General features: G+C 44.9%; 18 protein-coding genes and 1 riboswitch. Of the genes, 5 read left to right on the top strand and 13 right to left on the bottom strand.

Annotation, left to right across the window (positions count from 1 at the left end):
• The first annotated feature begins 43 nt into the window (after positions 1–43).
• The 3 genes from H5073_RS05845 to H5073_RS05835 all read left to right on the top strand — a co-directional run bounded on the left by H5073_RS05845 (position 44) and on the right by H5073_RS05835 (position 3497).
• Positions 44–1711: a DUF342 domain-containing protein gene (locus H5073_RS05845; RefSeq protein ID WP_182677886.1), complete on the top strand. Its 1668-nt coding sequence runs from the start codon at positions 44–46 to the stop codon at positions 1709–1711.
• 133 nt (positions 1712–1844) lie between these two features.
• A complete protein-coding gene (locus tag H5073_RS05840) occupies positions 1845–2243 on the top strand; it encodes a DUF4144 family protein (protein ID WP_182677884.1) in 399 nt (132 codons plus the stop codon).
• 90 nt (positions 2244–2333) lie between these two features.
• Positions 2334–3497 carry a site-2 protease family protein gene (locus H5073_RS05835; protein WP_182677882.1) on the top strand — a complete coding sequence of 388 codons (1164 nt, stop codon included), beginning with the start codon at positions 2334–2336 and terminating at the stop codon, positions 3495–3497.
• Positions 3498–3570: 73 nt separating this feature from the next.
• Here the strand turns inward: H5073_RS05835 and lysC are convergent, their stop codons facing one another.
• Together lysC and H5073_RS05825 are read right to left on the bottom strand one after the other, a co-directional pair.
• A complete protein-coding gene (gene lysC, locus H5073_RS05830; protein WP_182677880.1) occupies positions 3571–4920 on the bottom strand; it encodes a lysine-sensitive aspartokinase 3 in 1350 nt (449 codons plus the stop codon).
• A 184-nt stretch (positions 4921–5104) separates the two neighbouring features.
• Positions 5105–5274, bottom strand: a riboswitch (Lysine riboswitch).
• Between the two features lie 81 nt (positions 5275–5355).
• The gene (locus tag H5073_RS05825) at positions 5356–5790 is read right to left on the bottom strand and encodes a DUF3293 domain-containing protein (protein ID WP_182677878.1); all 435 of its coding nucleotides are present in this window, start codon (positions 5788–5790) and stop codon (positions 5356–5358) included.
• 666 nt (positions 5791–6456) lie between these two features.
• Between H5073_RS05825 and arcA the strand changes: the two genes are divergently transcribed.
• Positions 6457–7173: a two-component system response regulator ArcA gene (arcA, locus tag H5073_RS05820; protein ID WP_182677876.1), complete on the top strand. Its 717-nt coding sequence runs from the start codon at positions 6457–6459 to the stop codon at positions 7171–7173.
• Between the two features lie 99 nt (positions 7174–7272).
• Here the strand turns inward: arcA and H5073_RS05815 are convergent, their stop codons facing one another.
• Positions 7273–9600 carry a S9 family peptidase gene (locus H5073_RS05815; protein ID WP_404948378.1) on the bottom strand — a complete coding sequence of 776 codons (2328 nt, stop codon included), beginning with the start codon at positions 9598–9600 and terminating at the stop codon, positions 7273–7275.
• Between the two features lie 535 nt (positions 9601–10135).
• Between H5073_RS05815 and H5073_RS05810 the strand changes: the two genes are divergently transcribed.
• Positions 10136–11128 (top strand): class 1 fructose-bisphosphatase, encoded by a 993-nt coding sequence (locus tag H5073_RS05810; RefSeq protein WP_182677874.1) that lies wholly within the window; start codon positions 10136–10138, stop codon positions 11126–11128.
• Between the two features lie 396 nt (positions 11129–11524).
• Here the strand turns inward: H5073_RS05810 and H5073_RS05805 are convergent, their stop codons facing one another.
• The 10 genes from H5073_RS05805 to H5073_RS05760 form a co-directional block, all read right to left on the bottom strand.
• The gene (locus H5073_RS05805; RefSeq protein ID WP_182677872.1) at positions 11525–12778 is read right to left on the bottom strand and encodes a dicarboxylate/amino acid:cation symporter; all 1254 of its coding nucleotides are present in this window, start codon (positions 12776–12778) and stop codon (positions 11525–11527) included.
• A 217-nt stretch (positions 12779–12995) separates the two neighbouring features.
• Positions 12996–13904, bottom strand: coding sequence for a hypothetical protein (locus H5073_RS05800; protein WP_182677869.1), 909 nt, complete (start codon positions 13902–13904; stop codon positions 12996–12998).
• Entirely contained in the window at positions 13892–15112 is a 1221-nt protein-coding gene (locus H5073_RS05795; RefSeq protein WP_182677867.1) for a phosphoenolpyruvate carboxylase, read from the bottom strand. The genes H5073_RS05800 and H5073_RS05795 overlap by 13 nt, the downstream gene beginning before the upstream one ends.
• Positions 15109–15756, bottom strand: coding sequence for a hypothetical protein (locus tag H5073_RS05790; protein ID WP_182677865.1), 648 nt, complete (start codon positions 15754–15756; stop codon positions 15109–15111). Before H5073_RS05790 ends, H5073_RS05795 begins: the two co-directional genes overlap by 4 nt.
• A complete protein-coding gene (locus tag H5073_RS05785; protein WP_182677863.1) occupies positions 15756–19445 on the bottom strand; it encodes an ATP-binding protein in 3690 nt (1229 codons plus the stop codon). The genes H5073_RS05790 and H5073_RS05785 overlap by 1 nt, the downstream gene beginning before the upstream one ends.
• Before the next feature lie 324 nt (positions 19446–19769).
• Positions 19770–21389, bottom strand: coding sequence for a methyl-accepting chemotaxis protein (locus H5073_RS05780; protein ID WP_182677861.1), 1620 nt, complete (start codon positions 21387–21389; stop codon positions 19770–19772).
• Between the two features lie 302 nt (positions 21390–21691).
• Positions 21692–23257: an alkyl hydroperoxide reductase subunit F gene (gene ahpF / locus H5073_RS05775; RefSeq protein ID WP_182677859.1), complete on the bottom strand. Its 1566-nt coding sequence runs from the start codon at positions 23255–23257 to the stop codon at positions 21692–21694.
• Between the two features lie 206 nt (positions 23258–23463).
• Positions 23464–24033, bottom strand: a complete 570-nt coding sequence (gene ahpC / locus H5073_RS05770; protein WP_011497438.1) for an alkyl hydroperoxide reductase subunit C — start codon at positions 24031–24033, stop codon at positions 23464–23466.
• A gap of 1371 nt (positions 24034–25404) precedes the next feature.
• A complete protein-coding gene (locus tag H5073_RS05765; protein ID WP_182677857.1) occupies positions 25405–25869 on the bottom strand; it encodes a hypothetical protein in 465 nt (154 codons plus the stop codon).
• Positions 25869–26144: a hypothetical protein gene (locus tag H5073_RS05760; RefSeq protein WP_182677855.1), complete on the bottom strand. Its 276-nt coding sequence runs from the start codon at positions 26142–26144 to the stop codon at positions 25869–25871. Before H5073_RS05760 ends, H5073_RS05765 begins: the two co-directional genes overlap by 1 nt.
• Between the last annotated feature and the right edge of the window lie 419 nt (positions 26145–26563).

Here is a 26563-nt window from a genome sequence, read left to right as displayed (position 1 = left end):
TCAGACGATAAAACGCGGAATAATAAAATTACAAAGGGATATTATGCTCGAGCCAAGTTTAGCGTCATTTAGCGAAGATAAAAAACAAGTTGAACTACGTATCATTCCTAGCACTCATGGCCCTGTGAGCGAGGATGATATTAAGCAGCTATTGACTCAAACTGACTTCGCTATGCTATATCCTCTTCAGACTAATATCGAAAAAGCCTGCAATGAAGTGAACACCTTGTGCAATCAAGATGCGGGAAAAAATGAGCTTTTTTTCATTATTGGTGAACGCCGTGACGGCAAAGCAGAAGTAACTGTCTTCGCTGATAAAATGAATGCTAGCATGAAGATAACGGCTGCCTGGGGTGGTAAAGAAATCAGTCTGGCAGATGTACTTAATTGCCTTAAAAGCAACAAAATTAAAATGGGACTGAGCAAACCCAAAATCCAAGCCTTACTCGCCCAATTAACCTTCCTTCCTCCTGGTGAAAGCTGTCAAAACGATATCGCTCACGGTAAAGCCCCCGTTCATGGCAGTAATGCCAGCATTGAGCGTAAAGTATCCTTAGCTCGAGAGCGCTTGTTACAACCTCAAGAAAGAGAAGACGGCACGGTAGATATGCGTAATTTAGGCGCGATGATCATGGTCAAGCCTAAAGATGTATTAATGGTCAAAAAGCCTGCTACCGCAGGGACTCCTGGCTACACAGTTCACGGTGACGCTATTTTACAGAAGCCTGGGCAGGACGTGAACATGGTTCCAGGGGATGGCACTGAGCTTGACCCAAAAGATCCAAACCGGCTTATTGCCACTGTTGCCGGGCAACCTGTTGAAACCAAAACCGGCATGCAAGTGGATGATGTATTACAGATTAAAGATGTAGACGTACGCTACGGTCATGTGGATTTCAAAGGCAGTATCTTGATAAGCGGCGATGTTCATGAAGGCATGGTGGTAAAAAGCAGTGGGGATATTACTGTCATGGGCTTTGTCGACTCGGCAAGCTTAAACGCTGCGGGGGACGTGATTGTCAGTAAAGGAATTATCGGTCGCCAAATAAAAGCTAATGAACTCAGCACAAAAATTATGGCAAAAGGGCAAATTTGTGCTCAATTCGTACAATACTCAGAACTCAAAGCTAAGGGTGACATCCTAGTTACTAAGCAACTGCTACATAGTCACACCACCTCTGATCTTGTTATCACGGTAAGCGATAAGACTGGTCGTAGGGGAGATTTGATCGGCGGACAAGCTACAGCTGGTCATGGGATCCATGCGGTTATTATAGGCGCCAAAGTAGGCACCAAAACTGAGTTATTCTGCGCAATGGATCAATCAAAACTAAAAAATGAGCTCAAAACATTAGATGATAGCGTTAAATCCATGGTCACCGCCGCCTTAGACATAGAAGCTCGGCTCAATCGCTTACCCCCCAAAAGTGAGTGGCAAAATGATGCTGGCATGATAGAACAAGTTAAGATGATGCTTGATCAAAAAAACCTTATCATTGAAGAAAGATTCAAAGAAGAAACCCAATATAGTATTTTACAAACTGAGGTTGAAGACTATTACGATAAATATTTTATCAAGGCAACCAAACAAGTATTCAACAATGTAGAAATCAATATTGGTCCTGCGTTTAATCGTACCCAAAGAGAGCACGGCCCCTGCACCATCAAAAATGTGAGCCATGAAGTGACCTTTAACTACACAGGTCGCTAACGACACAGCAGCTACCAGCAGCTACCAGCAGCTTTACATTGCACATTTAAATATTACGTGTTTATAGCATGGCATTCTTTACGCTTTGATATACTTTCATTTAATAAACCCAACCCGATAAGATGGATATTCCATGATGCCAACAAGCGATGTCATTTGGCCAGCCATCATCAAGCTTCAGCAAACTGAAGAGCTAGTCTACCTAGCATGCAAATCAGCTTGGATAGACTATGTCTTACTGGAGCAGCATGTGATGGATCCGCAAGATGAACTAATTGATAGCCAAGGTTGGGTGTATGCCTTAAAAAGCCCCGATCAATTGACTATGCAATCTTGTCCAGGGCAGAAAACACAGCTTGTTAAGCAACTCCCAAGCATTGTCGCAACCGAGCAACAGATGACTAGCCTGCAGCTTATCCCACTGGTGCGCCAATATGCGGCATTTTTAGAGCAATGCTGCAGTGCAAAATTAGCATTTAATCGCATCTCCGAGGGCATAGAGATAATTGCAGCGCTAGAACAAAACAGTTAATGCTTTAATTTAGCCCCCAGCTTGAGAACTGCTAGTGGCTCTGGCAAAATGCCTGCAATATTATCTTTATCTTGCTCAGGTCAACGCCTTATGGAACTTTTAAACATTGAATGCCTTGGAAAACGCTTGCGTCTTGAAGCTTCGATGGCCGGTTGGCAACAGCTATTCTGGGATAATCAATTAGTCTCTCAGCTCCCAGCAAGTCCTGATAGGCAAGCCTTTAATATTCATTTATTTGAACTCAGCCCAACTCCTCTGTCAGCTGAGAATCTCTCAGAGCCTGCGGCGAATTCGGATACCCAAAATGATTCAGCCAGCTCAATAACACCACAGATTAAGCCTATTACAGTGCGTTTAGAGGCTGATGTGGTGTGGCAGCCATTTAACTTAAACTACTGTTTATTAATCGATGATGAGCAAATTGCTCAAGGGCAAAGAAGCACAAAAGATATTGAGTCACAGCAAGCAGAAATTCCACCGCCAAAGAAGGTGAATTTCAGTTTGGTGGGTTTAGCATCTCTTGGTTTTAAACTATTAAAGAGTGCTAAAGTCATCAAAGTATTGCTAGCCAGTGCCAGTATCGCTGCTTATTCTTGGCTATTCTCCATTGAATTTGCCCTCGCCCTTATTGGCTGCTTGGTGTTTCATGAATATGGCCATATCCGAGCCATGAAATACTTTGGCATGAAAACCAAAGGCATTTACCTTATTCCCTTTGTTGGCGGCCTTGCACTCACTGATGAGCGCATTAATACTCGCTGGCAAGATGTGGTGATTTCCATCATGGGGCCCAGCTTTGGCTTATTGCTATCTGTTGGCTCATTAGTGCTTTATTGGGTAACGGGCAATGTGTTCTTCGCAGGGCTTGCAAGCTTTAACGCATTACTCAACTTGTTTAATTTATTGCCTATTTTACCCTTAGATGGTGGGCATATTTTAAAAAGCATCAGCTTTTCCATGAACAGCATCACAGGCTTAGTGGCTTGTATTCTAGGCGCGGCAGTCGGGGTTTATATCAGTTACAGCTTAGGCTTAGCCTTATTAGGCTTTCTATTGTTAATCGGCAGTCTTGAGATCGTATTTGAGTGGCGCAGCCGTCATCAAAGCCATTTATTACCGCTGGACAGATACGGACAAGTATTTTCTACCATCTGGTATTTTCTAACTGTAGGCCTGCTTATCGGGATTATTTGGTACCTCGCCCACAGCAGTGACAGCATATTGGCTTTGCCGCTGGAAATTTTAAAGAGTTAACCGAAACAATAATGCCCCAGTTTGGGGCATTATTGTTTGTATCAACTAATCATGAGCATCTTGTCTCACCTTGTTATTCAAACAAATCTCTATGTAACGCCTGGACAACAGCGGATGCATCCGCCGCCGACACCAAAACACATAAGTTGTGGGGACTAGCGCCTTGGCAAATCATCCTCACATTAAAATCCACTAATACATTAAATACCCGAGCACAAATCCCTGCCGTAGAGGCAATTTTATTTCCAATAATCGCGACTAAGGCTAGCTCGTGTTCCACTTTTACGCGGCAATGCTCAGATAAATCCGCCAGTAAAGCTTCAGTCAACAAACCCTGGCCACTGGAGTCAGAGCCGGTTTTATCTAAAGTCAGCGACACATTCACTTCAGAGGTGGTAATAAGGTCAACCGAGATCTTGTGCTTAGCTAAGGTGGCAAAGGTTTCAGCGAGAAAGCCTTGGGTATGCAACATTTGCAAACTGTGTAGATTCAATAGGGTTTGATCTTTTCGCAGCGCTACAGCGCGAAATACTGGTGAGTCTTCAGTTTGATGACGTATCCAAGTACCGCCTTCTTCGGGGGCCTTACTCGAGCCGACAAACACTTTAATTTGCTGCCTAACCGCAGGTAATATAGTTGCAGGATGCAATACTTTAGCGCCAAAGGTGGCCATCTCCGCCGCCTCATTAAAGCTGATTTCCTTCAAAGGCCGTGCATTAGGCGCAAGACGTGGATCTGTAGTGTAAATGCCTGCCACATCAGTCCAAATTTCTACCGCACTGGCTTTTAACGCTTCAGCCAATAATGCCGCTGAATAATCACTACCGCCACGGCCAAGAGTAGTGGTGTTACCATCAACATCTGCGCCCACAAAACCTTGGGTAACGATCACTTGCGATCGAAGCAAAGGCGCAAGCTGAGTTTGAACTAAGTCAGCAATGAGGGCAATTTGAGGCTCAGCTCGACCAAAATGACTATCGGTTCTTAACACTTGGCGCACATCAAAAGCTTGGGCCCTTGTGCCTTGTTCCCTAAGTACGGCAGCAAAGAGTATGGCCGAACATTGCTCACCTGTGGCCAGCATTTCATCCATCAATGCCTTGCTTCTATCCAGAACTAAAGCTTCGCTAAGGTGCGCAATCCGGCTTAAAATTGCATCAATTAAAGGCAAGACTTCAGCCTTATGTGTGAGCTTGTCACAAATTCCGTATTGAATGGCGGCGATATCAGTTAATAATTTTTGCCGCTGGAGATCGTTAATATTGCTCTGAGTTAATTCAACTAAGCAATTTGTCACCCCGCTTGAGGCGCTTACAACAACCAGGCGTGTATCTGGTGCATTGATAATGATCTGCGCGCAGCGCAACATTGAAGCATGGCAAGCCACTGAGGTGCCGCCAAATTTTGCAACCACTAAATTCATAATGCCACCTGCTTTGTGCAAGCATAAGACTTACGACGAGTCAGTGCGTCGAGATTGAAGGCTTGAATAGCCAAATTAAAATGATAAGAAATTACAGCCTGAAACAACATATACACACTCCGAACTAAGGTCGTTCGAAGAGCCTGGTGCAAGGATAACGCACCCCAGAAGGGAAACAGCGATCGTCACCAGAAGCTCTCCACCATAAAAAGGTGACAATCGTTAGGATTCAGCCTAACCGACCGACAGCAATACCACCACGCATGCTGCCTCGGCGTTAATCTCCCTCATAAGTCATCAAAGAATGGGGTATTCTCCGACTTACTACCTAGTTAACGCGCCTCTTCTGCTCCTCCTTAAATAAAGAAGGAATTTGAAAATACCAATAAACACGAGTTTAAGTCAATCGGCAAATCAATTATTTGAACAATTCTCTCATCGGTTAAGTTCTGGCAATTCGTTAACCAATTTAAGTCGTTTATAGAATGGTCCTAGACTGACTTGTCTTTGAGGTTCAACACAACTAACCAGACTTAACTCACCTGCCTGTACATGGTAAATCGCCAATTGCTGGAATGCTTGTCCCAGTAGTAGTGCTTCATCTTGCTCAAGAAAGAAAATGGCCCAACTTTTTTCCATGTGGGTTAGCTGCTCAGAAGTGGTGACCATAGCGCGATAGGGCTGCTTGAAACTGTGGATTTTGGCTTGAAGTTGCTTATCTAATAAACGGTTTTGACTGGGAGAAAGTTCAACACCGAGTGGATTATGAGCGGTAATAATTGAAAGGCTCAACCTAGGTGACAGTGGCTGAGTCAGTAAAAACTGGCAACTTTGATAGCTACGCCAGAGATCATCCATTATATTTTTCATCGTAAAGGCATCGGTAATTAAACTCGATTTAGTGTAACAGAGCTTCAACCTTCGCCAAACAAGTGAAAACAGTAAAATCTGTTAATTATTTAATATCACTTAAAAACAGCAAGATAAGCAAGAACAGCACTGAAAAAATCTGCTGTTGAAAAATTTGTTAACAATTCATTTGTTAACAAATACCTAAAACGAGTACAATGGCGCCCATTAGTTAATTTATTTATCTAAAGCGTCCAGTTATTACAGTAATTTACTCGTGTGGATGTTTTTTGTACGACTCAGGTTTACAGTCAAAGACAAACTGTTCTACATTTTAGTAAACAGTGAAACATATGAAATAAATCAATTGTGAAGGAACTTAACTTAACAATTGCATCTCATAGTTTTATATCAAGAGTCTTGGGAATAGGTAAGCTCAGCGTACAACTAGTCATAGCCTAACGACTTGCTTCTGATTTCAATGCGTATTCTACTTTACCTGAAGTACAGAGAGTTATTGGTATTAACCATAGTAAAGTCATGATTAGTAAGATATTTATGTGTTTTGTTCAGGGCAGACGACCATAATACCAAGGTAGGCACATATTTTACCAGCGCACATATCGCGTATTAAGCCCTAGCAGCACAAGGCTAGAATCGAATTGTTTTTAATTTTAGGTACATAACATGCAAAACCCGCATATTCTGATTGTTGAAGATGAAGCTGTCACCCGTAATACATTAAGAAGTATTTTTGAAGCCGAAGGCTATGTTGTTACAGAAGCAAATGACGGCGCAGAGATGCACAAAGCAATGCAAGATAATAAGATTAATCTTGTTGTTATGGATATTAACCTGCCAGGTAAAAATGGTCTGTTACTCGCTCGTGAATTGAGAGAGATTAACAACATAGGCCTTATTTTCTTAACAGGTCGCGACAATGAAGTCGACAAAATCTTAGGTCTTGAAATTGGTGCTGATGACTATATCACTAAACCATTTAACCCACGTGAATTAACTATTCGCGCTCGTAACTTGTTAACTCGCGTTAATAGTGCAGTGCAAGAAGTGGAAGAAAAAGGCTCAGTTGAGCATTACCGCTTTAATGGTTGGAGTTTAGAAATCAACAGCCGTTCACTGGTTAACCCTAAAGGTGAATCATACAAGCTGCCACGTAGCGAATTCCGCGCTATGCTGCACTTTGTTGAAAACCCAGGTAAAATCCTTACTCGTGCTGATTTATTGATGAAGATGACTGGCCGCGAATTAAAGGCTCATGACAGAACTGTTGATGTGACCATTCGCCGCATTCGTAAGCATTTTGAAAGCTTAGCCGACACCCCAGAAATCATCGCCACTATTCACGGTGAAGGCTATCGTTTCTGCGGTCAATTAGACGCTTAAGTTACTGCCCCGCTTGATGCATCAACAGCGGAACAAAAAATACCAGACCTAAAGTCTGGTATTTTTTTGGCTAATTTTTACTACTCTATTTGCCTGCCATCACTGCAATTCTCGCTCAAGAAAGTTAGCTAAAGACTTATATAAGTGCACTCTTACTTTTTCGCCGCGCATAGAATGCTTAGAGCCTGGATAATCTATCATCTGAAACAATTTCCCCTCATCCTGCAATGCTTTATAAACACGGGTACTATTTTCAAACAGCACGTTGTCATCAGCCATGCCGTGGTACATCAGCAGTCCCGATTGATACTGCTTCACGTAAGGAAACACACAGCTGGCTTCATATCCTTTAGGATTGCTTTCAGGGTGCCCCATATATCGCTCAGTGTAATGAGTATCATAAAGGAGCCAGTCGCTGACTGGCGCGCCGGATATGGCCGCTTTAAAGTAGTCTGGTGCTTTAAATTGGCTCATCAATGCCATATAGCCGCCATAACTGTGGCCATAAATCGCCACCTTTTCGCCATCGATAAAGGGCAAGCTTCTTAAGTAATCCACGCCTACCTTTTGATCGCGCACCTCGGCGTCTCCCATGTTCTTGTAAATCACATGTTCAAATTTTGTGCCTCTAAATGCTGAGCCGCGATTATCTAGCTGAAACACCGCAAAACCTTGCTGCAACAAGTATTGCGTGAAGTAATCGGCATCTTTCCAGCTATTAACCACCATTTGCGCATGGGGACCGCCATAAACTCGCACTACCACAGGGTATTTCTTATCGGCATCAAAAGGGACTGGCTTAAATAAGCGATAATGCAGAGCTTGACCATCATCAGCCTTTAACTCCCCAAATTCAGGGACTTGCCATAAGCCTGCAAACGGATACAGTGGATGCTGTGCATCGATTGTATTTTCTTCAACCCAAGCCAGCTGTTTACCGGTTCCATCATGTAAGCTCACCTGCGGCGGGCGAGCTAAACTGCTGAAGTTATCTAGATAAATGCTCTTATTGGCTGCAAACACACTGTAGTGGCTACCTGGTTTGTGGCTAAGTTTCTCTATACTTTTAGCACCTTCGCTAAGTTTTACCCGATAAAGATGACGCTCGGTAACCTTGTCTTTACGGCCAGAGAAATACACCCAACCTGCTTTTTCATCAACAAACTCAAGCCCATCAACAACCCAATCCCCTTGGGTCAATTGACGAATGAGTTTACCTTGAAGATCGAACAAATAAAGGTGATTAAAGCCGTCTCGCTCCGAGCCCCAAATAAAGGCTTGTTGTTGCTTTAAAAAGTGCAAATCATTATTCAAATTAACCCAAGCTGAACTTGTCTCCGTGATAAGCGTAGCAATTGATTGCGACTCAAGTGCAGCAACTCGCAATGCTAGCTGCTGCTGGTCGCGGCTTTGCCACTGAAAAGACACATGCTTACTGTTTGGTAGCCAATCAACCCTAGGCAAATACATGTCCTTTTCGGCGCCAAGATCGATCCATTTGATCTGCTTGTCAGCCAGATTAACCACTCCAAGTTCAATGGTGACATTGCTCTTACCCGCAGCTGGATAGCGCTGCTCGGTGAGTTTAATGCCATCGGCGTATATTTCATTTCGAGTCACCAACTCAACCCCTGATTCATCGATGCGGGTAAAGGCGATGGCCGTCTCATCTGGCGCCCACCAGTAACCTGTCATGCGATCCATTTCTTCCTGAGCCACAAATTCAGCCATAGCGTTTTTAATTGGCCCTTTTCCATCAGTGGTCAACGCCTGCAACTTATTACTGCGTAAATCCAGTATCCATAAGTTTTGCTGCCGCACAAAAGACACATAATTGCCTTTAGGTGACAAGCGGGCATCGGTTGCAAAACCCGCTCCGATTTCAAGCTCAGCGACGCTTTGCTTAGCGAGATTGAATAAATACAACTGCCCCGCCGCTGGAATGAGTATCGACTTGCTGTCATCGGCCCAGAAATACTCCATTATGCCTTGGCCATAGACGCGCTGGCGTTCGCGGCGAGCTTTTTCTTCATCGGAAAGCTCACCACCGGCAAGCTTATCGGCATCGAGTAACAAACTACGTTTGCCGCTCTCGATATCCATCTGCCATAAATCGTAAAAATCTTGGTTATTGGCGCGGCTCACTAAGTAAGTCACTAGAGTGCCATCGGGAGACAAGCTCAGGCCCGTAGGGCTCGCGCCCTCCAGTGCTGGAGAGGCAAAAATTCGCTCTATGGTTAATGGCGTCTGCTCACCCATTAACGTCTTAGCTTGCGCCATAGCTTGGTTTGTTTGAGTCATCGCCACTCCTTTGGAATTTGTCATCGCAACTAGCTCGCTGGCATTTGTCGCCATCATGCTCATATTTGCGCACACTAACACAGGCAAAACCCATGTCAGCGCCTTAGGTTTCCATCTTAGCTTCATTCTTGTTCCTTATTGCTATCAATGCTGTATCACTTAGGGGGTCTATTTATAGGGCTTAACTTTATGCTCTAAGCTTTATGAGGCTTAATTTTCTGGGCTCATTCTGCCTTAATTTCACTGAAAACAAAAACTCAGCCTCCAGAATAACAGCCAGCTTAGCTGCTGAATTAGGCCACAATTCCTGCTATCATGTTGCGGTTATTGGATTAATACCAATCACATTAATTATGTGGTCTATCAGAGCGCCTCAAACTTTTCAATTCAAGGCGCATTAATGCAGTAAGGGTTATTCCCTTTCAAATTAATGCAACGATGAAGAGGAACGCTTGAAACGCTCCCAAAGGACGGGTTTCAAAGGGCATTTCTCTGCGTTGAAGACTTTTGACATAGCACCACTATGCCTTCAAGCCTCCGCCTTGATTAATCCCCTTTGAATTCCCGCTGAATGACCAGATAATTAATACGATTGATATAAACCTTCATATTCGCGCCTTCATATTTGCGCCGTCATATTCGCGCCGTCATAGGAAATACCATGCAAACTCTGGCTCAAACCCTTGCTTCTTCTAAGATTAATGATTCTCTGGCTCAACTCATACTCACCTTAGCCGATACCTCAAAAGCCATCAGCTTAGCAGTTCGCCACGGAGCGCTTGCAGGTGTGTTAGGCGCAACCGAGCAAGAAAATGTGCAAGGCGAAACCCAAAAGAAACTCGATGTTATCACCAATGATATGCTTAAAGATGCGCTAACAGCCGCGGGCGATGTGCGTGGCCTCGCATCAGAAGAAGAGGATTTTGTGGTTGAAGTCAGCAAACAAGGTGAATTCCTCGTGTGTTTCGACCCCTTAGATGGCTCATCTAACATAGACATCAACTCACTAGTTGGCACCATTTTCTCAGTGCTGCCCGCACCTACTGGCCCATTGACTGAGCAAAGCTTTTTACAATCAGGGCGTCAACAACTTGCCGCGGGTTATGTGCTTTATGGCCCATCCACCATGCTTGCTCTCACCACAGGTCAAGGGACTCAGCTATTTACCTTAAACCCAGACACCCAAGAGTTTTTGCTCACAGATGCCGCCATGGCAATTAGCCCAGATACTGGTGAGTTTGCGATTAATATGTCTAATCAGCGCTTCTGGGAAGCGCCGATGCAGACCTATATCGCCGATTTATTACTGGGAGAAATTGGCCCTCGCGAGAAGCCATTTAACATGCGCTGGATAGCCGCCATGGTCGGCGATGTTCACCGCGTACTGTCAAGAGGCGGTATTTTTACCTACCCTGCCGACAATAAAAACCCTAACAAGCCTTACAAATTACGCTTAATGTATGAAGCGAATCCCATGGCCTTCTTAGTCGAGCAAGCGGGTGGCAAGGCCTCTACTGGCTATGAAACCATTTTAGACATTACCCCATCTGAAATTCATCAAAGAGTGGCAGTGATATTGGGCAGTGCTAACGAAGTCGACGCTTGCCTGAGCTACCACGGCATAGATTACAGTGAAGAGCCTGAACTTGGTTAATCATGACAACTAATTAACACCGCAGAACATAAATAGCCCGACCCAGTGGTGGGCTATTTTTTTCACGGTTAATATTTCACTTACAACTTGAACATATCGAACACAACTTTGGTATGATTTTCAATCACTAATCATACTCTTTCGACCAATTGAATCCTGTTATTCAACCCCGTAAGTTATTGATGCCTAATGGCTAGGCTTAAATAATCGATAGCGATAACACTTGGGAGAATACTAACATTTGTGCTAATGCTTTTTATTATGGAGATGGCATCTTCCCACTCGCTGCAGGTGAGGAAAACCTAAACGAGTAACGAGTTCCTTAAGCTGTAACCAATGAAAAAGGGTTAAGCTAAGCTTAACCCTTGTTTCTATTGATAATGAGAAATTTGAAGCTTACACTTTCTCAGCGGTTAACTCTTCTTGCTGATGCTTCTTCTCGGTTTGATCTACTATGGTCAGTACTGCAGTATCGCCCACCACATTGCAAGATGTCAGCACCATGTCTATGATGCGATCTAGGGCTGCAACGATGGCGAACGCTTCAACTGGCAGGCCCATCTGATAAATTAGCACCCCTATCATGACCATACCGCCCCCTGGCACGCCACCGGCGCCCACTGAAAGTAAGAACACGCTAAATAGCAGCGATGGAATTTGATCGTTACTGATAGGCATGCCAAAGGCGTTAGCCACGAAAAATATGGCGATAGTGATGTAAATCGACACTCCGCCCATGTTCATGGTCGCCCCGAGCGGCACCCCAAAACCTGCCACCGAGCGGCTCACCCCAAGCTTGTCCGTTAAGGTACGCATGGTCACTGGAATAGTGGCGTTCGAGCTTGCAGTGGTGAGTGAGAATAAAATCTGCTCTTGGATTTTTGCACGAAAAGTCTTAGCCGAAATAGGGGTAAATAAGCTCACCGCAAAAGGATAAACCACAAATATCCATAACAGTAATAGCGCAAGAATAATCAATAAATATTGAGCCACGCTGATAAACACATCTGGCTCTAAGGTGGCCGCTAGCTTAAACATCAGCGCAAATACCCCCAATGGCGCTAAGCTCATCACCACAGAGATAAGGCGCATCATGATTTTATTAGCAGTTTGAAACCCTTGAACCGCGCCGCTCATTGCAGGTCCCATGGATTTAATCACCCCGCCCATCAGCAAGGCCATAAAGATCACCTGCAGCATATTGCCTGAAGTAAAGGCCGAAAACGGATTGCTGGGCACTATGCTGACCACAAGTGACATTAAATCAGGGAGTTCTGTGGCCGTAATGGCTAAGCCATCGCTGCTACTCATGTCCACACCTTTACCTGGCTCGATGACCATGGCCACGGCAAAAGCGGCTAAAATCGCGATAACTGTGTTGATAATGTAAAAACCGAAGGTCTTGCCGCCGAGGCGACCAAAGCTTTTTAAATCATCTAGCTCACACACGCCGCAGATGATGCTAACAAACACTAACGGCACCACTAACATCATGATCATATTAACGAACATTGTGCCAAGGCCCGAGGCAAGATTAACCAGAGTGCCTGAAAAAAAGCTCACATCGGCTAGGGCAAACTGCACAAAACTGCCCAATAGCACCCCAGCAAATAAGCCGATAAAAATTCTTGTTGATAATGACTTAACCATAATTCCCTCTTATCACTGCAAGCGATGGTTACCGCATGCAGTATTTATTATTTTAATCTTCTAATATTGCGTCAAAACCTAGTGAGTACCAATAAAAGGCTCCCCCAAAAAGCTAAGCAATAGTGGGACAAAGAAAAATGAAATTCAATCTTAATCGTCTTAATGAACTTGTGACGGTTGAAAAGCATACGGTTACAGCTCGATTGAAGTAGAAATACTATGCTGAGATTAAACTCAGTTTGATGTTATGGGCTAAGAAGTGTTGCTGCTTGATACTTATTCTATGTTGCTTAAGCCAATCTGCAATACCTTGCCATGCGCCTAAATCGGCATTATTCAAATAAGCTTGTTGCCTAAATTGTTTGTCAAAATCATCAACATCATTGATTTGCTTGATGGCAAGTAAATTGCCTGCACAGCTTTGCAACCAGCTAGGAGCAATCAGTCCGCGACAGCCCTTAAGCAGATGAGCAATTTGCAAGCCTGCGGGATCTAAGTCAGTAAAAGCGATGACCTTAAGTTTTTGGCTTAACTGCGAGTCATCTGACACTAACCTAAGCAAGCGTTTACAACCTGCGGGAGAGTGAGCGCCGCTGCCGCGATAAACCACAGCGCTATTCAATAGCAAAGCTTTTAGCTCAGCATCAAAGTTCATCTGGGCTATGGCATCAAAACTATCTAAGTTTTCCACCACGATAAGCTGAGTTAAGGATAATTGTGCGCACAAGCTCAAGGCTTGCTCCACTGTGATGCGCACAGCAGGCATTGGGCCTAAGCCTGTTTCAATAAAAGGGGATTGCGGCGTTAAAGGTAGCTTGATTAACACATGATTGGCTTCAGGCCGGATGTTGGCTAATTTCTCTTTATGGCTGTGTTTGGCAAAATCTGAGCGATTAAGCTCAAAATCGACCGTGAGTAAATCAAAACCCAGCTCAACTTGCACCATTTCCCTGAGTAAATCATGATCGCCCACTTGGAAATGTAAATGTTTAAACGCACCATCTGGTTCACCAATATCATATTTTCTGTGAATGGCTTGCCAATTAGCATTGAAGCTTACCCGCGGTGAGCGTTTCTCCACCGCGGTTCGCAGCAGCTTAATTTGCATCTCGCTTAAGCTAGCCATAGCTCGACGTCATGAATGATAAAGTTGCCGTTATACACAGGATGTGGCTTACCAATAGGTGCCAGTTCAAAGTATTCTTTATGCTCCATTGGCAACCCCTCATAGCCGCAGATCACTTGATATAACCAGCTTTCGGCGTCCCAGTCGAGCTGCTTCTCGGTCAAATAGCTTAGCGCCGATTGGCGCGCCCCCGAATCAATCACGGCGCAGAAATATTCATCCACTGCCAGTTTGAGTGGGTTATCTGGGATATCAAAATCTTCACTGACGCTAACTTCGAAGGTGGCATCTTGCACTCGGCTTGGGGTTAACACCAGATCGCGACTGATGGCTTTGATTTGCGCCACCATCGCCATTAACTCCAGCTCATGGTGCGGATTTGTAACATCCACGCTGGCGGGCACTAACATGCCTTCGGCGCAGTTAAATAAATTCGGCACTTTATTATGGGCCACGTGATTAGCTGGCTCATAATCTGGGTGCAAGTCAGTGTGCAGCAGCCAGCCTTTGAGTAAGCGGGTGCGGCCCTGAATTTGCCTAAAGCGCCCCAGTAGCTCAAGTAAACGCCCTTGGACTATGCTGAGCTCCTGAGTGCAGTGACTCAAGGTTTCTTGCAAGCTGGTCACCAATAAGCGGCGCAGCTCACGAATATCACCGGCAATTTCGCCTAATTCGCTGAACTGAAACATCTCAAGGCCATTAAGCAATTCAGTTACTTGGCTTTGAGCTAACTCATTCTCACGAATTTTGGCATTGATGCTGCCTACATAACCAAACTCGTTATTAATACGGCCCCATAATACGCGGATGGAATAACGCAGGCTGTCGGTGAAGCTAAACACATGCTCACTTAAGTCTGCAAGGTAAGCCTCGGCGGCGCTATAATCCACGTTAAAGCGGGCTTCTTTATAGTGATCCGCCAAGGTTTTAATACTGGCTAAGGCCGAGCCCACATTGGCATCAATTTGCCGATTACGCTCATCACTTAAGGCTTCTTCAAGCAGGGCGCGCACCGAACGTTTAAGCCGCAGCTCTTGATCTGGCTCTGGGCGCCATAAAATGCCGCTTTTCTTAAGCTTTTCAATCACGGCGCCATCGTGGCTGACATCACTGATAGACCCCGCTAAGTAAGCGTCCATCACCACATCGGCGTGGCGTCCTAACTGCTTAAGCAGCTTGACCCCGGCCTGGTGTAAGTTGCTGCTCATATCAGCTCCCTTTGGGTGGCAGTTTCTGCCTGCGCCTCCAAGCTTAAGCCTTCGGTTTCATCAATAAAGCGAATAACTTCATAGAGATAATCTATCTTGCCGGTGGCAATATAAATCTGCTTCTCACTGTTGGGCTTAGATAAATAACCTAGCTCCACCAAGCGTTTAAACACTAGCTTAATTTGACCATCGACATTGCTACTGCTAGAGCCAAATAAGCGGTACTGACTGAGTTTATTCAGCTGCTCCCTAAACGCTGGAGTATCTTCGATGCGGCCTTGTAAGTCGGTCAATCTGATGGGCGCGCCTTCGCTTAGTGGCGCATCTTGGCCGCTCGCCTCTTGTACTAGCACCAGCCACTCCACCAGAGGTATAAGCGCCGAGCAAATATCTTTAAATTGGGCCGAAATCACTTTGCGCTCGGCATCGCCTAACTGCAAATAACCACAGAAGAACACCTCCCCTTCACCCGCGCTGGCAATGGTGCGGTTGATTTGATTAAGGTAAGTTTCGACCCTATCACGGGTGGCGCTATTTTTAAGGGCGCGCCAGCCATCTTCGTTGGTAATTCGGCAAATAAACTCGCCTTTTAGCAGTTGTTCTATCAAGGCGCCGGTGCCAACTAAGCTACTGAATTCAGACATTAGATGGTCTCCTTAATGGCGTCTTGTTTAGATTGTTTCTGCTTTAACAACTCGGCTAGCGGGTTCGCCTTAGGCTTAACCACTTGCAGTTTACGGGTCTGTTTATTGATGATGTAACGGTTGACGAATAGGTTTAATACCTCAGACTCTGGATTAGGAAACGCCCCTAACACACTGATGTTATTGTTTTCACAGGCATCGAATATCTTCTTCACGTTGGTGTGATGCAAGGTGCCTAACTCATCGATGGGCCAATGTATGGTCACATCTGCCTTGCCGCGCAGCAAACGGGTGAAGGCCAGTAAGAATTTACACAAAATAAGGTAAGCCATGCCGTGACTTGACGACTCATTGAGCTGCCTGTCGGTGCGGATAATCAAATCGCTATTGCCTTCTTTCAGCCTAAGCTCAATTTCCAGCAATTTGGCTACCCCGCCAGTCAAGGCCGCCTTGCCTATGATATCCAGCGCCCGGCGCATGCTGTTAGTGTAATGCTCATCTGGAAGCTGGCTAAAGCCATCGGCTTTCCACTGTTTAAAGGCCTTAACGAACACTTCAAGTTCAGGCCAGAACTCTAATTCACTGATCCGCGAGCGAATACGCACCGCAGATTCAGACACGCCATCCAAAAACAACTCTTCGCCCACTTCACGGGTGATGCGTGCGCTTTGAGAGGCAATGCGTCTGTCGATATCGGCAAGCACATCATAAAAAGCGGTTAAATCGACGCCAAAGATGCGCCCTTGCTCGCGTATCGCCATCAAGGATTGCGGCACCATCACATTGAGTAACTGCTCAAGCTGTGGCACGAGTTTGCGGTAATCCAGTAGACGTATGCCCTTGTCGCTGACAAAGCTTGACTCTTCACGGGCGCGCTCCCAAAACTCGGCTAAGCTCGAGCCGGATTTACTGGCGATAACCGTATCAAAATGCTCCACATACTGCTTAACGCTGCCCATCAAATAGTCACGCTTTAGCAGTAAATCTTCACCTTGGCGCAGGCGCTCACCTATGCTGCCAAGGGCTTCTTCCGCATTGGGTGCAAGCTTAAGCTCGGCCAGCTTTCGCATCACGGCGCGCAGCTTAGTGAGGTTCTCAGAAGCTTCAATTTGAACGCTGTCGCTTTGCTTACGTAAGGCCTCTAGCTCTTGACGCCTGTGCTTAATCTCGTTGGTCTTAGCTTTTAACTGCTGCTCAAACTCGAGCGTTGCCCGTTTCACCTCAGCAAGTTGACTCTGAAGCTTAGGTTTACGGCTAAGCCAGGTATGTTGATACCAGTCTTCAAAGCGTAATACTTCGCTGCGGCGCTGCTCGGCTAGGCTTATTTTGCTCTCTAAGGCTTTGATTTCACGCTTAAGAGATAAAATGGCTTCCTCATCGACGCCGCGAGATTTAAGCTCATTCTTGTACCAGGTTTCACAGGCTTTCTGCTCGGCTTTGGCATTATTGCGGCGCTGCTCAATGTTGGCTTTAATTTGCCCTAATTGATTATCAAGCGCGCCGACCACATCTTGCCAATAGGCATTTTTCTCCATCCTGGCTTCTAGGGCCTGTTCTTTTTGCTCACTGAGCCACTCTAGGTGCTGATTTTTAAGCTGCTTTTGCTCATTGTCTAATTGGATTAAGCGCTTGTTAGATTCCGTTTTTCTGTCTGCCAAGGCTTGGTTTATCTTGGCTTGTTCACTGCGCTTCTCATCCAATAAACGCCGCAGGTCTTCACGGCTATTTTTATAGGCGGTGCGGGCAAAGGTGAGCTCACGATTTATGCCATCTAGGGCATCATTGATGCTAATAAGCATATCTTCATGCTCGCTTTGCAGCTCTTTAGCACTCTTAAGTGCTTCTTCTGCCTTGGCGAGCGCAATGCGTAAATCAGGTTCAGAGCTGGCGTGCTCGGGCACCTTGATGGCCGCTAAATCCAACTGCACCCCAAATAGGCTGTCGCCACCATTGGCGTCAATACTTGGGTGTAAGTCGCTGCGATGAAGCAGCTCAGGGGCAATAACCTTGCCAAAACTTGCCTCCCAGCCAGGGGATTCTTTACGGAGAAACTCAAGCAAGGTATGAGACTGCGGGAACAGCATATGGTGCAATTCTTCACGCTCTTGCTCACGCTCATTGACCCTAAGGCTTGCCATACGCAGGGCTTCATTGGCTTGATCTCGCTTAGCCCTTTGCTTACGCTCCTCAAGTGTTAAGCGCTCTACTTTTTGATTACAGTGCTCTTGCTCTTCGTCGGCTAGGCTTATGCGCTCATCAAAAACCGCTAGGCTGAGTTTTTCCTCTTCGGTGTAACTCACCCCATCCACTTGATGCTTAAGCTCGGCGGCGGTCAGTTTAAGTTGGTACTCTTGCTCGACAAATTTTGCCTTGCCTGCATCGGTTTGCTCACGCCACAGGGCCTCTAACTTAGCTAAGTCCTCATTTGCCAGCTCACGCTGCTTGTCTCTGGCTTCGCGGCCAGCCTCTTGCTCAGTGTGTAAACTTTCAAGCTCGCTGTGCAGTTGCTCGGCAATTTTGCTGCGCCTAGCATTGAAGGCAGCTTCTATGTCTTGGTGTTTTTCGGTTTGCAGCTTGTGGCGCTCATTGAGGTTTTCAACATCACTGCGCCAATTGGCGAGACTGTCTAAATCCGCCTTGGCTTGCTCAATATCGGCATCTAAATACGCCCCATGCTGAGCTTCGATGGCATCGAGTTCATACTCATATTTATCCACATCGCCCTTGGCGGCGCTGAGCTCTTGGTTAAGCTCGTCGCGCACCTCTTTCCATTCTTCATCGAGCAGGCGTAACTGCAGATTATGCTCTTTAGACAAGGTCTCGTTGAGATCTTTACGCTCGGCCTCTAAGGTTTCATCGTGCTGATAGCCACGCGATAAGCTAGCGAGGCGATGCTCGGCGCTTTGTAGCTGGTTAAACTCTTGCTCTAACTTGTCAAATTCGGGGCGAATTTGCTCAAAACCTTGCACTAACTGGCTTTCACGGATCCAAGACTCCACTCGCTGAGGGTTTAATCTCGATGTGGGCGGGTTCACACCATCTTCTTCAAGAATGGCGGCAATCATGGATTTCACCGTCTCCATCTTGCCTTCTTTAGAATGTACGGCTTTGGCCAGTTTCTCTATGTGGCGCAGGCTATGATCGCCCTCACACAGGGAGAACTGACGGGCGTAGCTGCGAAGCTCCACTCTATTGCTACCTGTGCTCAGTAAGCTGCGATCGTTTTGAATAATGGCGCGAAACTCACGGGTATTAAGTAAGTTAGTGTGGGCTATACCTTCACGCTTCACTTCACGGCCAAGCTCAGCCATGGAGTGACAAATAATGGTGTCGCCATTGCGAGATTTTACGTAATGTTCAAGCTCAAAACCCCGGGCGATAAAGCGGTAATTGACCCCTTTACCGTCACCCGCCGATGCCAATAATGCCTGGTTTAAGCTGCCATCTTGTTTTTCATATTCGTAGATGATGTAGCTCGAATCATGGGGCAGGTACCAACGCTCGAAACTGTCACGGGTCGACGGTACAACTCGGCTTGGGTATTCGCCATAAAACACCGGCACTAGACGCTGCAGTGTTGTTTTTCCCGAGGCGTTAGTACCACAAATGTTAGTGTGACCGTCGAGATTGAGTTCCACCACTCCAGGAAGATGAGTGTTAATTAACACGATTCGTTTCAAGCTTGGCATTGGGATCCTTTCAAGCTGCCCTCTGGGCAAAAGCTTCTATTTAACAATGGATTAAATTTTTCATCATCTGCGTTTGATTCAATTTGGCTGTCATGACTAAAAAACGAGTGTTCGAAGGGCCTGTGCCACAACAGCTGAACCTTGGCTAAAGTAAATCAAAGCGGTTTGGGAATCAATCTTGATGGTATAACACAGAGATAAAGCGGGTGTTTGAGGATAAAAATTAAACTAACAATCAAAAATAACAAGAATTATGTCCACTTATACTGACATTAACCTTGGATAGTCACCTAACCAAGGTTATATCTGTCACATTAAGCATAGTTAAAGTTTAAATTGCGAAGTGGCGTTTTTCAGGTTGTCGGCGAGACCAAGTAATCCTTCTGAGACCTCCCTCACTTCGGACAGAATTTGCAGAGTTTGATCGAACGAGGCATTCATTTCCACCACGTTATTGCCAACTTGGGTTGCCGCGTCGGACTGCTGCTCAGTCGTCGTTGCGATATGAGTGTTCATCTTATTAATACTTACAATTTTTTCTTGGATAGATTTAAGTACATTACCAGTGTCTTGAGCATATTTCTCATTATTTGACGCTTTAGTAATTGCACCGCCCATGGTGCTCACTGACGATTCCGCCGCCGTTTTCAAGCGTTCAAGCACTTCGCGAATTTCCTTGGTGGCATCGGCAGTTTTTGATGCCAAGGCTCTCACTTCATCAGCAACCACAGCAAAGCCTCGCCCTTGTTCACCAGCGCGCGCGGCTTCAATTGCGGCGTTTAAAGCCAGTAAGTTAGTTTGCTCCGCGATGGAGGTAATCACATTCAAAATAGAGCCCACGCTGACGGTATCTTTAGCCAATTCATTGATTGAATTTGACGCAAGCTCAATACCAGCATTGAGTTCTTGAGAGATATTAATGGTGCGCTGCACGACGGCCAAGCCATCTGTGGCCTCTTGCTCTGCAACGTGGGCGGCTTCAGCTGCCTGCTGAGCACTGTGGGAAATATCAATAACACTATTTCGCATTTCTTCCATCGATGCCTGAACATTTTTAGCATCACGGCTTTGCTGCTGGGTGGCTTTTGTGGCCACCAACATACGCTCCTTAAGGGTATGCGCGCTTTCAAACAAGGGGCTGGTGACATTGACCACTTTTTCAATAGAGCCTGCCAGTAAACGCAAAAAACGATTGAAATTAGTGGAAACTTGACCCAGTTCATCGGTGCCGCGAACCTCTAATTGATGGCGTAAATTACCTTTACCATCCGCCAACTCGCCAAGAGAATGGGCGACATTTTTAGCTGAGCCACTAATAGATTTTGCAATCGACATAGTAGTGGCGGCCATCAAGATCAATAAGCCTAAACCAATGTAGAGACTTAAATAAAGGCTGTGATCAGAACGATCGCCAGCTTCTTTAATTGTCATGCTGAACTCATTAACCTTAGCTTTTTTGTATTCTTGGATCCCTTGGGTTAACCCAGTGTAGACCTTGGCTTTGGTCTGGCTAATTTCACCAATCCTTGACATATCAGCGGTGCCATCAAGCATGCTCTGTGCAAGGTTTAGGGTCATAGTATTATACTGCTCTAACTGCTGTCCTAAGCTCGATAGACTCGAACTTTGCTCTAGGTCTAAAGTATTTAACTGTGCCAAATTATCTTTAAGTGCCGTATGGGCTTTTTTAGCACTTTTGATCAAATCTTCATCGGCAAATGATACCGCTTGAGTATAAAGCTCATCTAGCCTTTGTACATAGATCACGTTTTGATTAGCAAGCTCAAGCCTTTGATTTACTTTGTTTTCCATGAAGTTCATGGTGTCACGATTTTTATTAATAGCCACTATGCTGATCCCTAAATTTACTGAGAAAATAATCACAGATAAAATAAAAATCAAGGCTACTTTTTTGAAAATTGAGATTTGACTAAGCCAATTCATGTTCCGCCCCCAAGCGATACAAAGCTAAGATTAAGCCTGTGCTTAATCCGTTAATAACAAACAACCACTGTGGTTAGGTTAGCCAACCAAAGCCTGATAGAGTAATCCAATGCTTGTCTGTCATTTATTCTAGACGCTATTATTTAAATGCGCAGAGTCTCAACAAAAAAATTCGTAAATACTTTCAGGCCGATAGAAAAAGCCAGCACTAGGCTGGCTTATGTTTAATCGGGTCAATATTTGGGGTTTATCTGGCTTGTGCAATCCATTACTTAGGTAAGGTTGACAGCTATTTCCGCTTCCTAACTTTGCTCGATAGCGAGCTCATCAGTATGACGAATAAGATAATCAAATGCCCCAAGGGATGCGGTCGCACCACTGCCCATGGCAATAATAATCTGCTTAAAAGGCGAGTTAGTAGCATCTCCAGCAGCAAATACGCCGGGAATAGAAGTCTGGCCTTTAGCATCGACAATAATTTCACCTCTTGGCGTTAGCTCCACCACACCTCTTAACCATTCGGTATTGGGCACTAGGCCTATTTGTACGAAAATACCCGCAAGTGTCACCTCATGGCTCTGGCCACTCTTTCTATCTGTATAGCTAAGGCCTGTTACTCGCGTGCCATCACCTAATACTTGAGTTGTTAACGCTTGGGTTATAATGGTGATATTTCCCATAGACTTAGCTTTACGCTGCAACACTTCATCGGCTCGAAGGCTCACATCAAACTCAAGCACAGTAACGTGTTCAACTATGTTAGCTAAATCGATAGCGGCTTCAATACCTGAGTTACCGCCGCCAATCACAGCCACTCGCTTACCTTTAAATAAGGGGCCGTCACAATGGGGGCAATAGGCCACGCCTTTGCCGCGGTACTCTTGCTCACCGGGGACATTCATTTCACGCCATCTTGCGCCCGTTGCCAGCAAAATGGTTTTACTGCTTAGGCTGGCGCCGCTTTCAAGGCCTAGCTTAAATAGACCTTCTTTAACCAAAGTATTGGCTTTTTGATTGGCCATGATATCTACATCATAGTCATGCACGTGTGATTCAAGGTTAGCCACAAGCTTTGGGCCTTCTGTTTTAGATACCGAAATAAAGTTTTCAATACCTACGGTTTCTGCCACTTGACCGCCAAACTTATCGGCGACTATCCCTGTGACTAACCCTTTACGGGCCGCGTAAATTGCCGCAGCAGCGCCTGCAGGCCCGCCGCCCACAACCAGCACGTCAAAAGCTGATTTTTGGCTTAAAGCTTCGGCTTTACGGCTGGCAGCCCCTGTATCTAATTTATTTAAAATCTCTACCACACTGATAGCGCCTACAGAGAACGGCTCACCATTAAGGTACACAGCTGGGACTGATAAAATATTACGCTGTGCCACTTCATCTTGAAATAATGCGCCATCTATCATGACATTAGTAATGTTAGGGTTTATCGCAGCCATCATATTCAATGCTTGGATAACTTCGGGGCAAGTCTGGCAACTTAAGGACACATAGGTTTCAAATTGAAACTTACCCGATAACTGTTTAATTTGTTCAATCACATCGGCGTCGAGCTTTAATGGATGGCCACCGCTGTGCAGTAGTGCCAATACTAACGAGGTAAACTCATGACCCATAGGCAGACCTGCAAAGGTAATCTGGCTATTATTGTCAGGATTTATCACCGCCATACTTGGTGTGCGCGCGCCTTGTACTTTGCTTAAGGTTACCAAGGCTGAGCTGTCGACTATGTCTTGGGCTAAGCTTGCTAACTCTTGAGATTTTTTCGAGTCATCTGCAGACACGACAAGTTCAACTGGGCGCTTGAGGTTTTGCAGGTAGGTTTTCAGTTGATTTTTTACATTCGCATCTAACATAACAACTCCTAAATTTTACCTGATTCACATTGGCAATCAGCGAAATTTTGATAACAGTTTGCTGAAAATAAAGTTGCCTAAGTTATCAGCTGTGAGTCATTGACAATCTATGTCTTAATAACACAGCTGCAGGGGGAGCTTAAGCAACTTGCAAGATAGCTTAGGGATGGCAAGGGCATAAATTACCCTTGCCTAAAGCCTCTGTATTAGATCTTACCGACTAGGTCGATTGATGGGGCAAGTGTTTCTTCACCTGGCTGCCATTTTGCAGGGCAGACTTCACCGTCGTGTGAAGCAACATACTGAGCTGCTTGAATTTTACGCACTAATTCTTGCGCGCTACGGCCTATGCCTAGGTCATGGATTTCAGCAACTTTCACTTGGCCTTCAGGGTTAATAACAAAGGTGCCGCGCAGTGCTAAGCCATCTTCTTCGATCATCACGCCAAAATTACGTGTAATAGTGCCTGTTGGGTCGCCAATCATAGGGTAAGTAATTTTACCGATAGTGTCTGAGCTTGCATGCCATGCTTTGTGGGTAAAGTGAGTGTCAGTTGATACTGAGTACACTTCAACGCCCATAGCTTGTAGCTTCTCGTAATGGTCAGCCATGTCGCCCAATTCAGTTGGACATACAAAGGTAAAGTCAGCTGGGTAAAAAAAGACTACCGACCATTTGCCTAATAAATCTTGCTCGGTGACGTCAACAAATGCGCCGTTGTGAAATGCAGTGGCTTTGAATGGCTTGATAGTGCTATTGATAATTGATTGAGTCATGTCGTGCTCCGTTATAATTAACTTCAAAATGCTTAGGTTAGAATGTCTATTTTCAACACCAAAAACGCCTCGTTCTTGGTTGATGCAGACATAGTAACTACAAATATAAATTATATATAACGGATAAAAACTATCACCTTAATCGGAATTTTGAATTACAAGCTTCACATAAGCTCACATAAGGTCATGTATGTGGCATGCGCAACCATAATCGGTAGCAACAGGCTCAAACCATATGATGCAAAGGTGTCAGAATGAGCCTATCGATCCCTTTATTACAATAAATGCGATGCAGCAGTAAAGCTAGGGGTGACAACTATCCTGACACTGGGGGTGACGTTAGCTCAATGGCCGAAATCAACTATTGAGCATAATCAAAACACCTTTAAGCAGCTATTCGATATAGAGTTTGTGCAAAATGGCGAAACTTACAAAAGCTGGTCAGTGAAACTCCAGCATTAAGGCTTGCCATGGCCCATTTCTTTCTTAGAAAGTCTCACCGACACGCGTGCTCTTGATTTAAATCAAAAGCGTCCCTGTAGCTCGCTTCGACGTCCCTTCTCCTAAACAAAGAGTAGACGGTCGTCTCGCCTTTCTCGTGGTTAAGAGTCATGGTTCACCTTCTTAGCAGTTGTGTATCTGTTAGCCTTAAAAGATGACCAACCTGACTTTAGCGATCGATAAGCATCCACCGCGATCAGATTTAACACGTTTTTGGACAGAGGGTGTGTCAGAAATTAGTGCGGGATGCAGCCTAAGTACTACATATCAAAAAGCCTTAGATCTATGGTATAGCCGCACCATGGTATTCACTCACCGACACGCGCAAGTATATCCCTATAGCTCGGCCGACCCGTCCATGGGTCGGACGGTCGGCTCGCAAGCACTCATGGTTCACCTTCTTAGCAGTTGTGTATCTGTTAGCCTAAAAGATGACCAGCCCAACTTTAGGTATCGATAAGCATCCACCGCGATCAGATTTAGCACGTTTTTGGACAAAAATGAGCTAAAAAACTCACACTGAAAGTGCCTCAAAAGCCCAGTCGTTGATATTCCTGCATACAGGCTTGCCATGGCATTCGCGCTACGACACGCAGCAAGTCCATCCTTGGATGCTCGAACATCCCGTCCATGGGATGGACGGTCGTCTCGCAAACACTCATGGTTCACCTTTTAAGCAGTTGTGTATCTGTTAGCCTTAAAAGATGACCCACCTGACTTTAGCGTTCGATAAGCATCCACCTCGATCAGGTTTAACACGTTTTTTGGACAAAACTGAGTTACGAAAGTAATGAGGCGAGATTACTTTAAGATTAGAAAATCTATGGGTAGCGCTGAACTGAGATTACTCTTACCTCGCCCAATATCTTTTTAGGTTACCATGCCCACGAAACTTATAACTATCGAAACACATGCTATTACAGCACTAAACAATGCAATATTTTTAGAACTTTTAGCTATACGCAAGCTATCTATTTCACGTAGTGCTTCGCTCTCTATCATTGCATCCTCTTCTTTTGAAAGCCATTGTTTAACAAAGGTTTGTTCAAAATCTTTGTAATTACTTGATTCCCATTTTTTTTGAACTAAAGAATATCCTTCAGTCTTTAGCTGCTCAAAAAAAGAACATTTAAATTCCTTAATAGCTTCCTCTTCTACACTTGTATCTTTAACGGAAATAGATCCATTTTTAATTCTTCTTAGAATTCCAGGATGTATTTTTAAAGCCATCCACTGGCAAATAGCTAGCGGATTTTCACCATTCTTAATGGTGATTTCTCCCTCAGATGTTGCTACAGTTGCCGCGTCTTCTTTATAAATTATAGTAACTATCATCAGATACCATCCTCTAATATTTTTAAGATTTGATTATCTCCTGAGCTTTCATAGCTTGCGTCTGTAATTTCTATTAGCATTAACAGAGTGTTGAAATTAGGTATCAGTGGGCTCAATTCGCCTTTTTCTAGATAATAGCTATCGACTAAGGCTTGTACACTCGGCCTAGCCGCTTCCTTTCCTGAGTTGAAGAACACTGCTGATATGCTGTTCATATATCTCTCAAATTTTTCTTCAAACTCCTTAATGTAGTGCTTGCTCGCATGCTCATTCATTATCAACTCCTTTATAAATATAATCTTTGATTTGCTGGAGTATAAGATACTCCAGAAAAGTGTTAAGCACAAACAGTTGCTAACCGTAAGTTACTGAACAATAACGCAATAGTGTGTTATCGTTTATCCTGACACGTATTGGTTAGGGCATATATTGCTTGAAGATCACATCTAAGTTCAGGGTTGATTACAGGTGTGAGTAAAGTGGTCTCTAGATATGGCGATTAACATTAGCTGAGGTAGGGCTTAACCTAGCTAGGCAGAATGCAGCTGAGCATGTGTCTTAAATGATTTTGGGGCAAAAACGTGCTAACTCTTAATCATCATGCATATACACAAACATGCTGATTTTTTTATCTAAATGGCAACACTGAGGCTAATGAGAGGGTGTTGGACTAAATGGCTCGAGTGCGTGAGCA

Origin of the sequence: Shewanella sp. SR44-3 (assembly GCF_014163735.1) — a bacterium.
GTDB lineage: Bacteria > Pseudomonadota > Gammaproteobacteria > Enterobacterales > Shewanellaceae > Shewanella.
Note: the sequence above shows the minus strand (reverse complement) of the source record. Positions and strands in the feature narration are given on the sequence as shown.

Coding starts and splice junctions, on each gene's coding strand:
- H5073_RS05845 (WP_182677886.1), top strand. CDS start 44: ATGCTCGAGCCAAGTTTAGCGTCATTTAGCGAAGATAAAAAACAAGTT.
- H5073_RS05840 (WP_182677884.1), top strand. CDS start 1,845: ATGATGCCAACAAGCGATGTCATTTGGCCAGCCATCATCAAGCTTCAG.
- H5073_RS05835 (WP_182677882.1), top strand. CDS start 2,334: ATGGAACTTTTAAACATTGAATGCCTTGGAAAACGCTTGCGTCTTGAA.
- lysC (WP_182677880.1), bottom strand. CDS start 4,920: ATGAATTTAGTGGTTGCAAAATTTGGCGGCACCTCAGTGGCTTGCCAT.
- H5073_RS05825 (WP_182677878.1), bottom strand. CDS start 5,790: ATGAAAAATATAATGGATGATCTCTGGCGTAGCTATCAAAGTTGCCAG.
- arcA (WP_182677876.1), top strand. CDS start 6,457: ATGCAAAACCCGCATATTCTGATTGTTGAAGATGAAGCTGTCACCCGT.
- H5073_RS05815 (WP_404948378.1), bottom strand. CDS start 9,600: ATGAAGCTAAGATGGAAACCTAAGGCGCTGACATGGGTTTTGCCTGTG.
- H5073_RS05810 (WP_182677874.1), top strand. CDS start 10,136: ATGCAAACTCTGGCTCAAACCCTTGCTTCTTCTAAGATTAATGATTCT.
- H5073_RS05805 (WP_182677872.1), bottom strand. CDS start 12,778: ATGGTTAAGTCATTATCAACAAGAATTTTTATCGGCTTATTTGCTGGG.
- H5073_RS05800 (WP_182677869.1), bottom strand. CDS start 13,904: ATGGCTAGCTTAAGCGAGATGCAAATTAAGCTGCTGCGAACCGCGGTG.
- H5073_RS05795 (WP_182677867.1), bottom strand. CDS start 15,112: ATGAGCAGCAACTTACACCAGGCCGGGGTCAAGCTGCTTAAGCAGTTA.
- H5073_RS05790 (WP_182677865.1), bottom strand. CDS start 15,756: ATGTCTGAATTCAGTAGCTTAGTTGGCACCGGCGCCTTGATAGAACAA.
- H5073_RS05785 (WP_182677863.1), bottom strand. CDS start 19,445: ATGCCAAGCTTGAAACGAATCGTGTTAATTAACACTCATCTTCCTGGA.
- H5073_RS05780 (WP_182677861.1), bottom strand. CDS start 21,389: ATGAATTGGCTTAGTCAAATCTCAATTTTCAAAAAAGTAGCCTTGATT.
- ahpF (WP_182677859.1), bottom strand. CDS start 23,257: ATGTTAGATGCGAATGTAAAAAATCAACTGAAAACCTACCTGCAAAAC.
- ahpC (WP_011497438.1), bottom strand. CDS start 24,033: ATGACTCAATCAATTATCAATAGCACTATCAAGCCATTCAAAGCCACT.
- H5073_RS05765 (WP_182677857.1), bottom strand. CDS start 25,869: ATGATAGTTACTATAATTTATAAAGAAGACGCGGCAACTGTAGCAACA.
- H5073_RS05760 (WP_182677855.1), bottom strand. CDS start 26,144: ATGAATGAGCATGCGAGCAAGCACTACATTAAGGAGTTTGAAGAAAAA.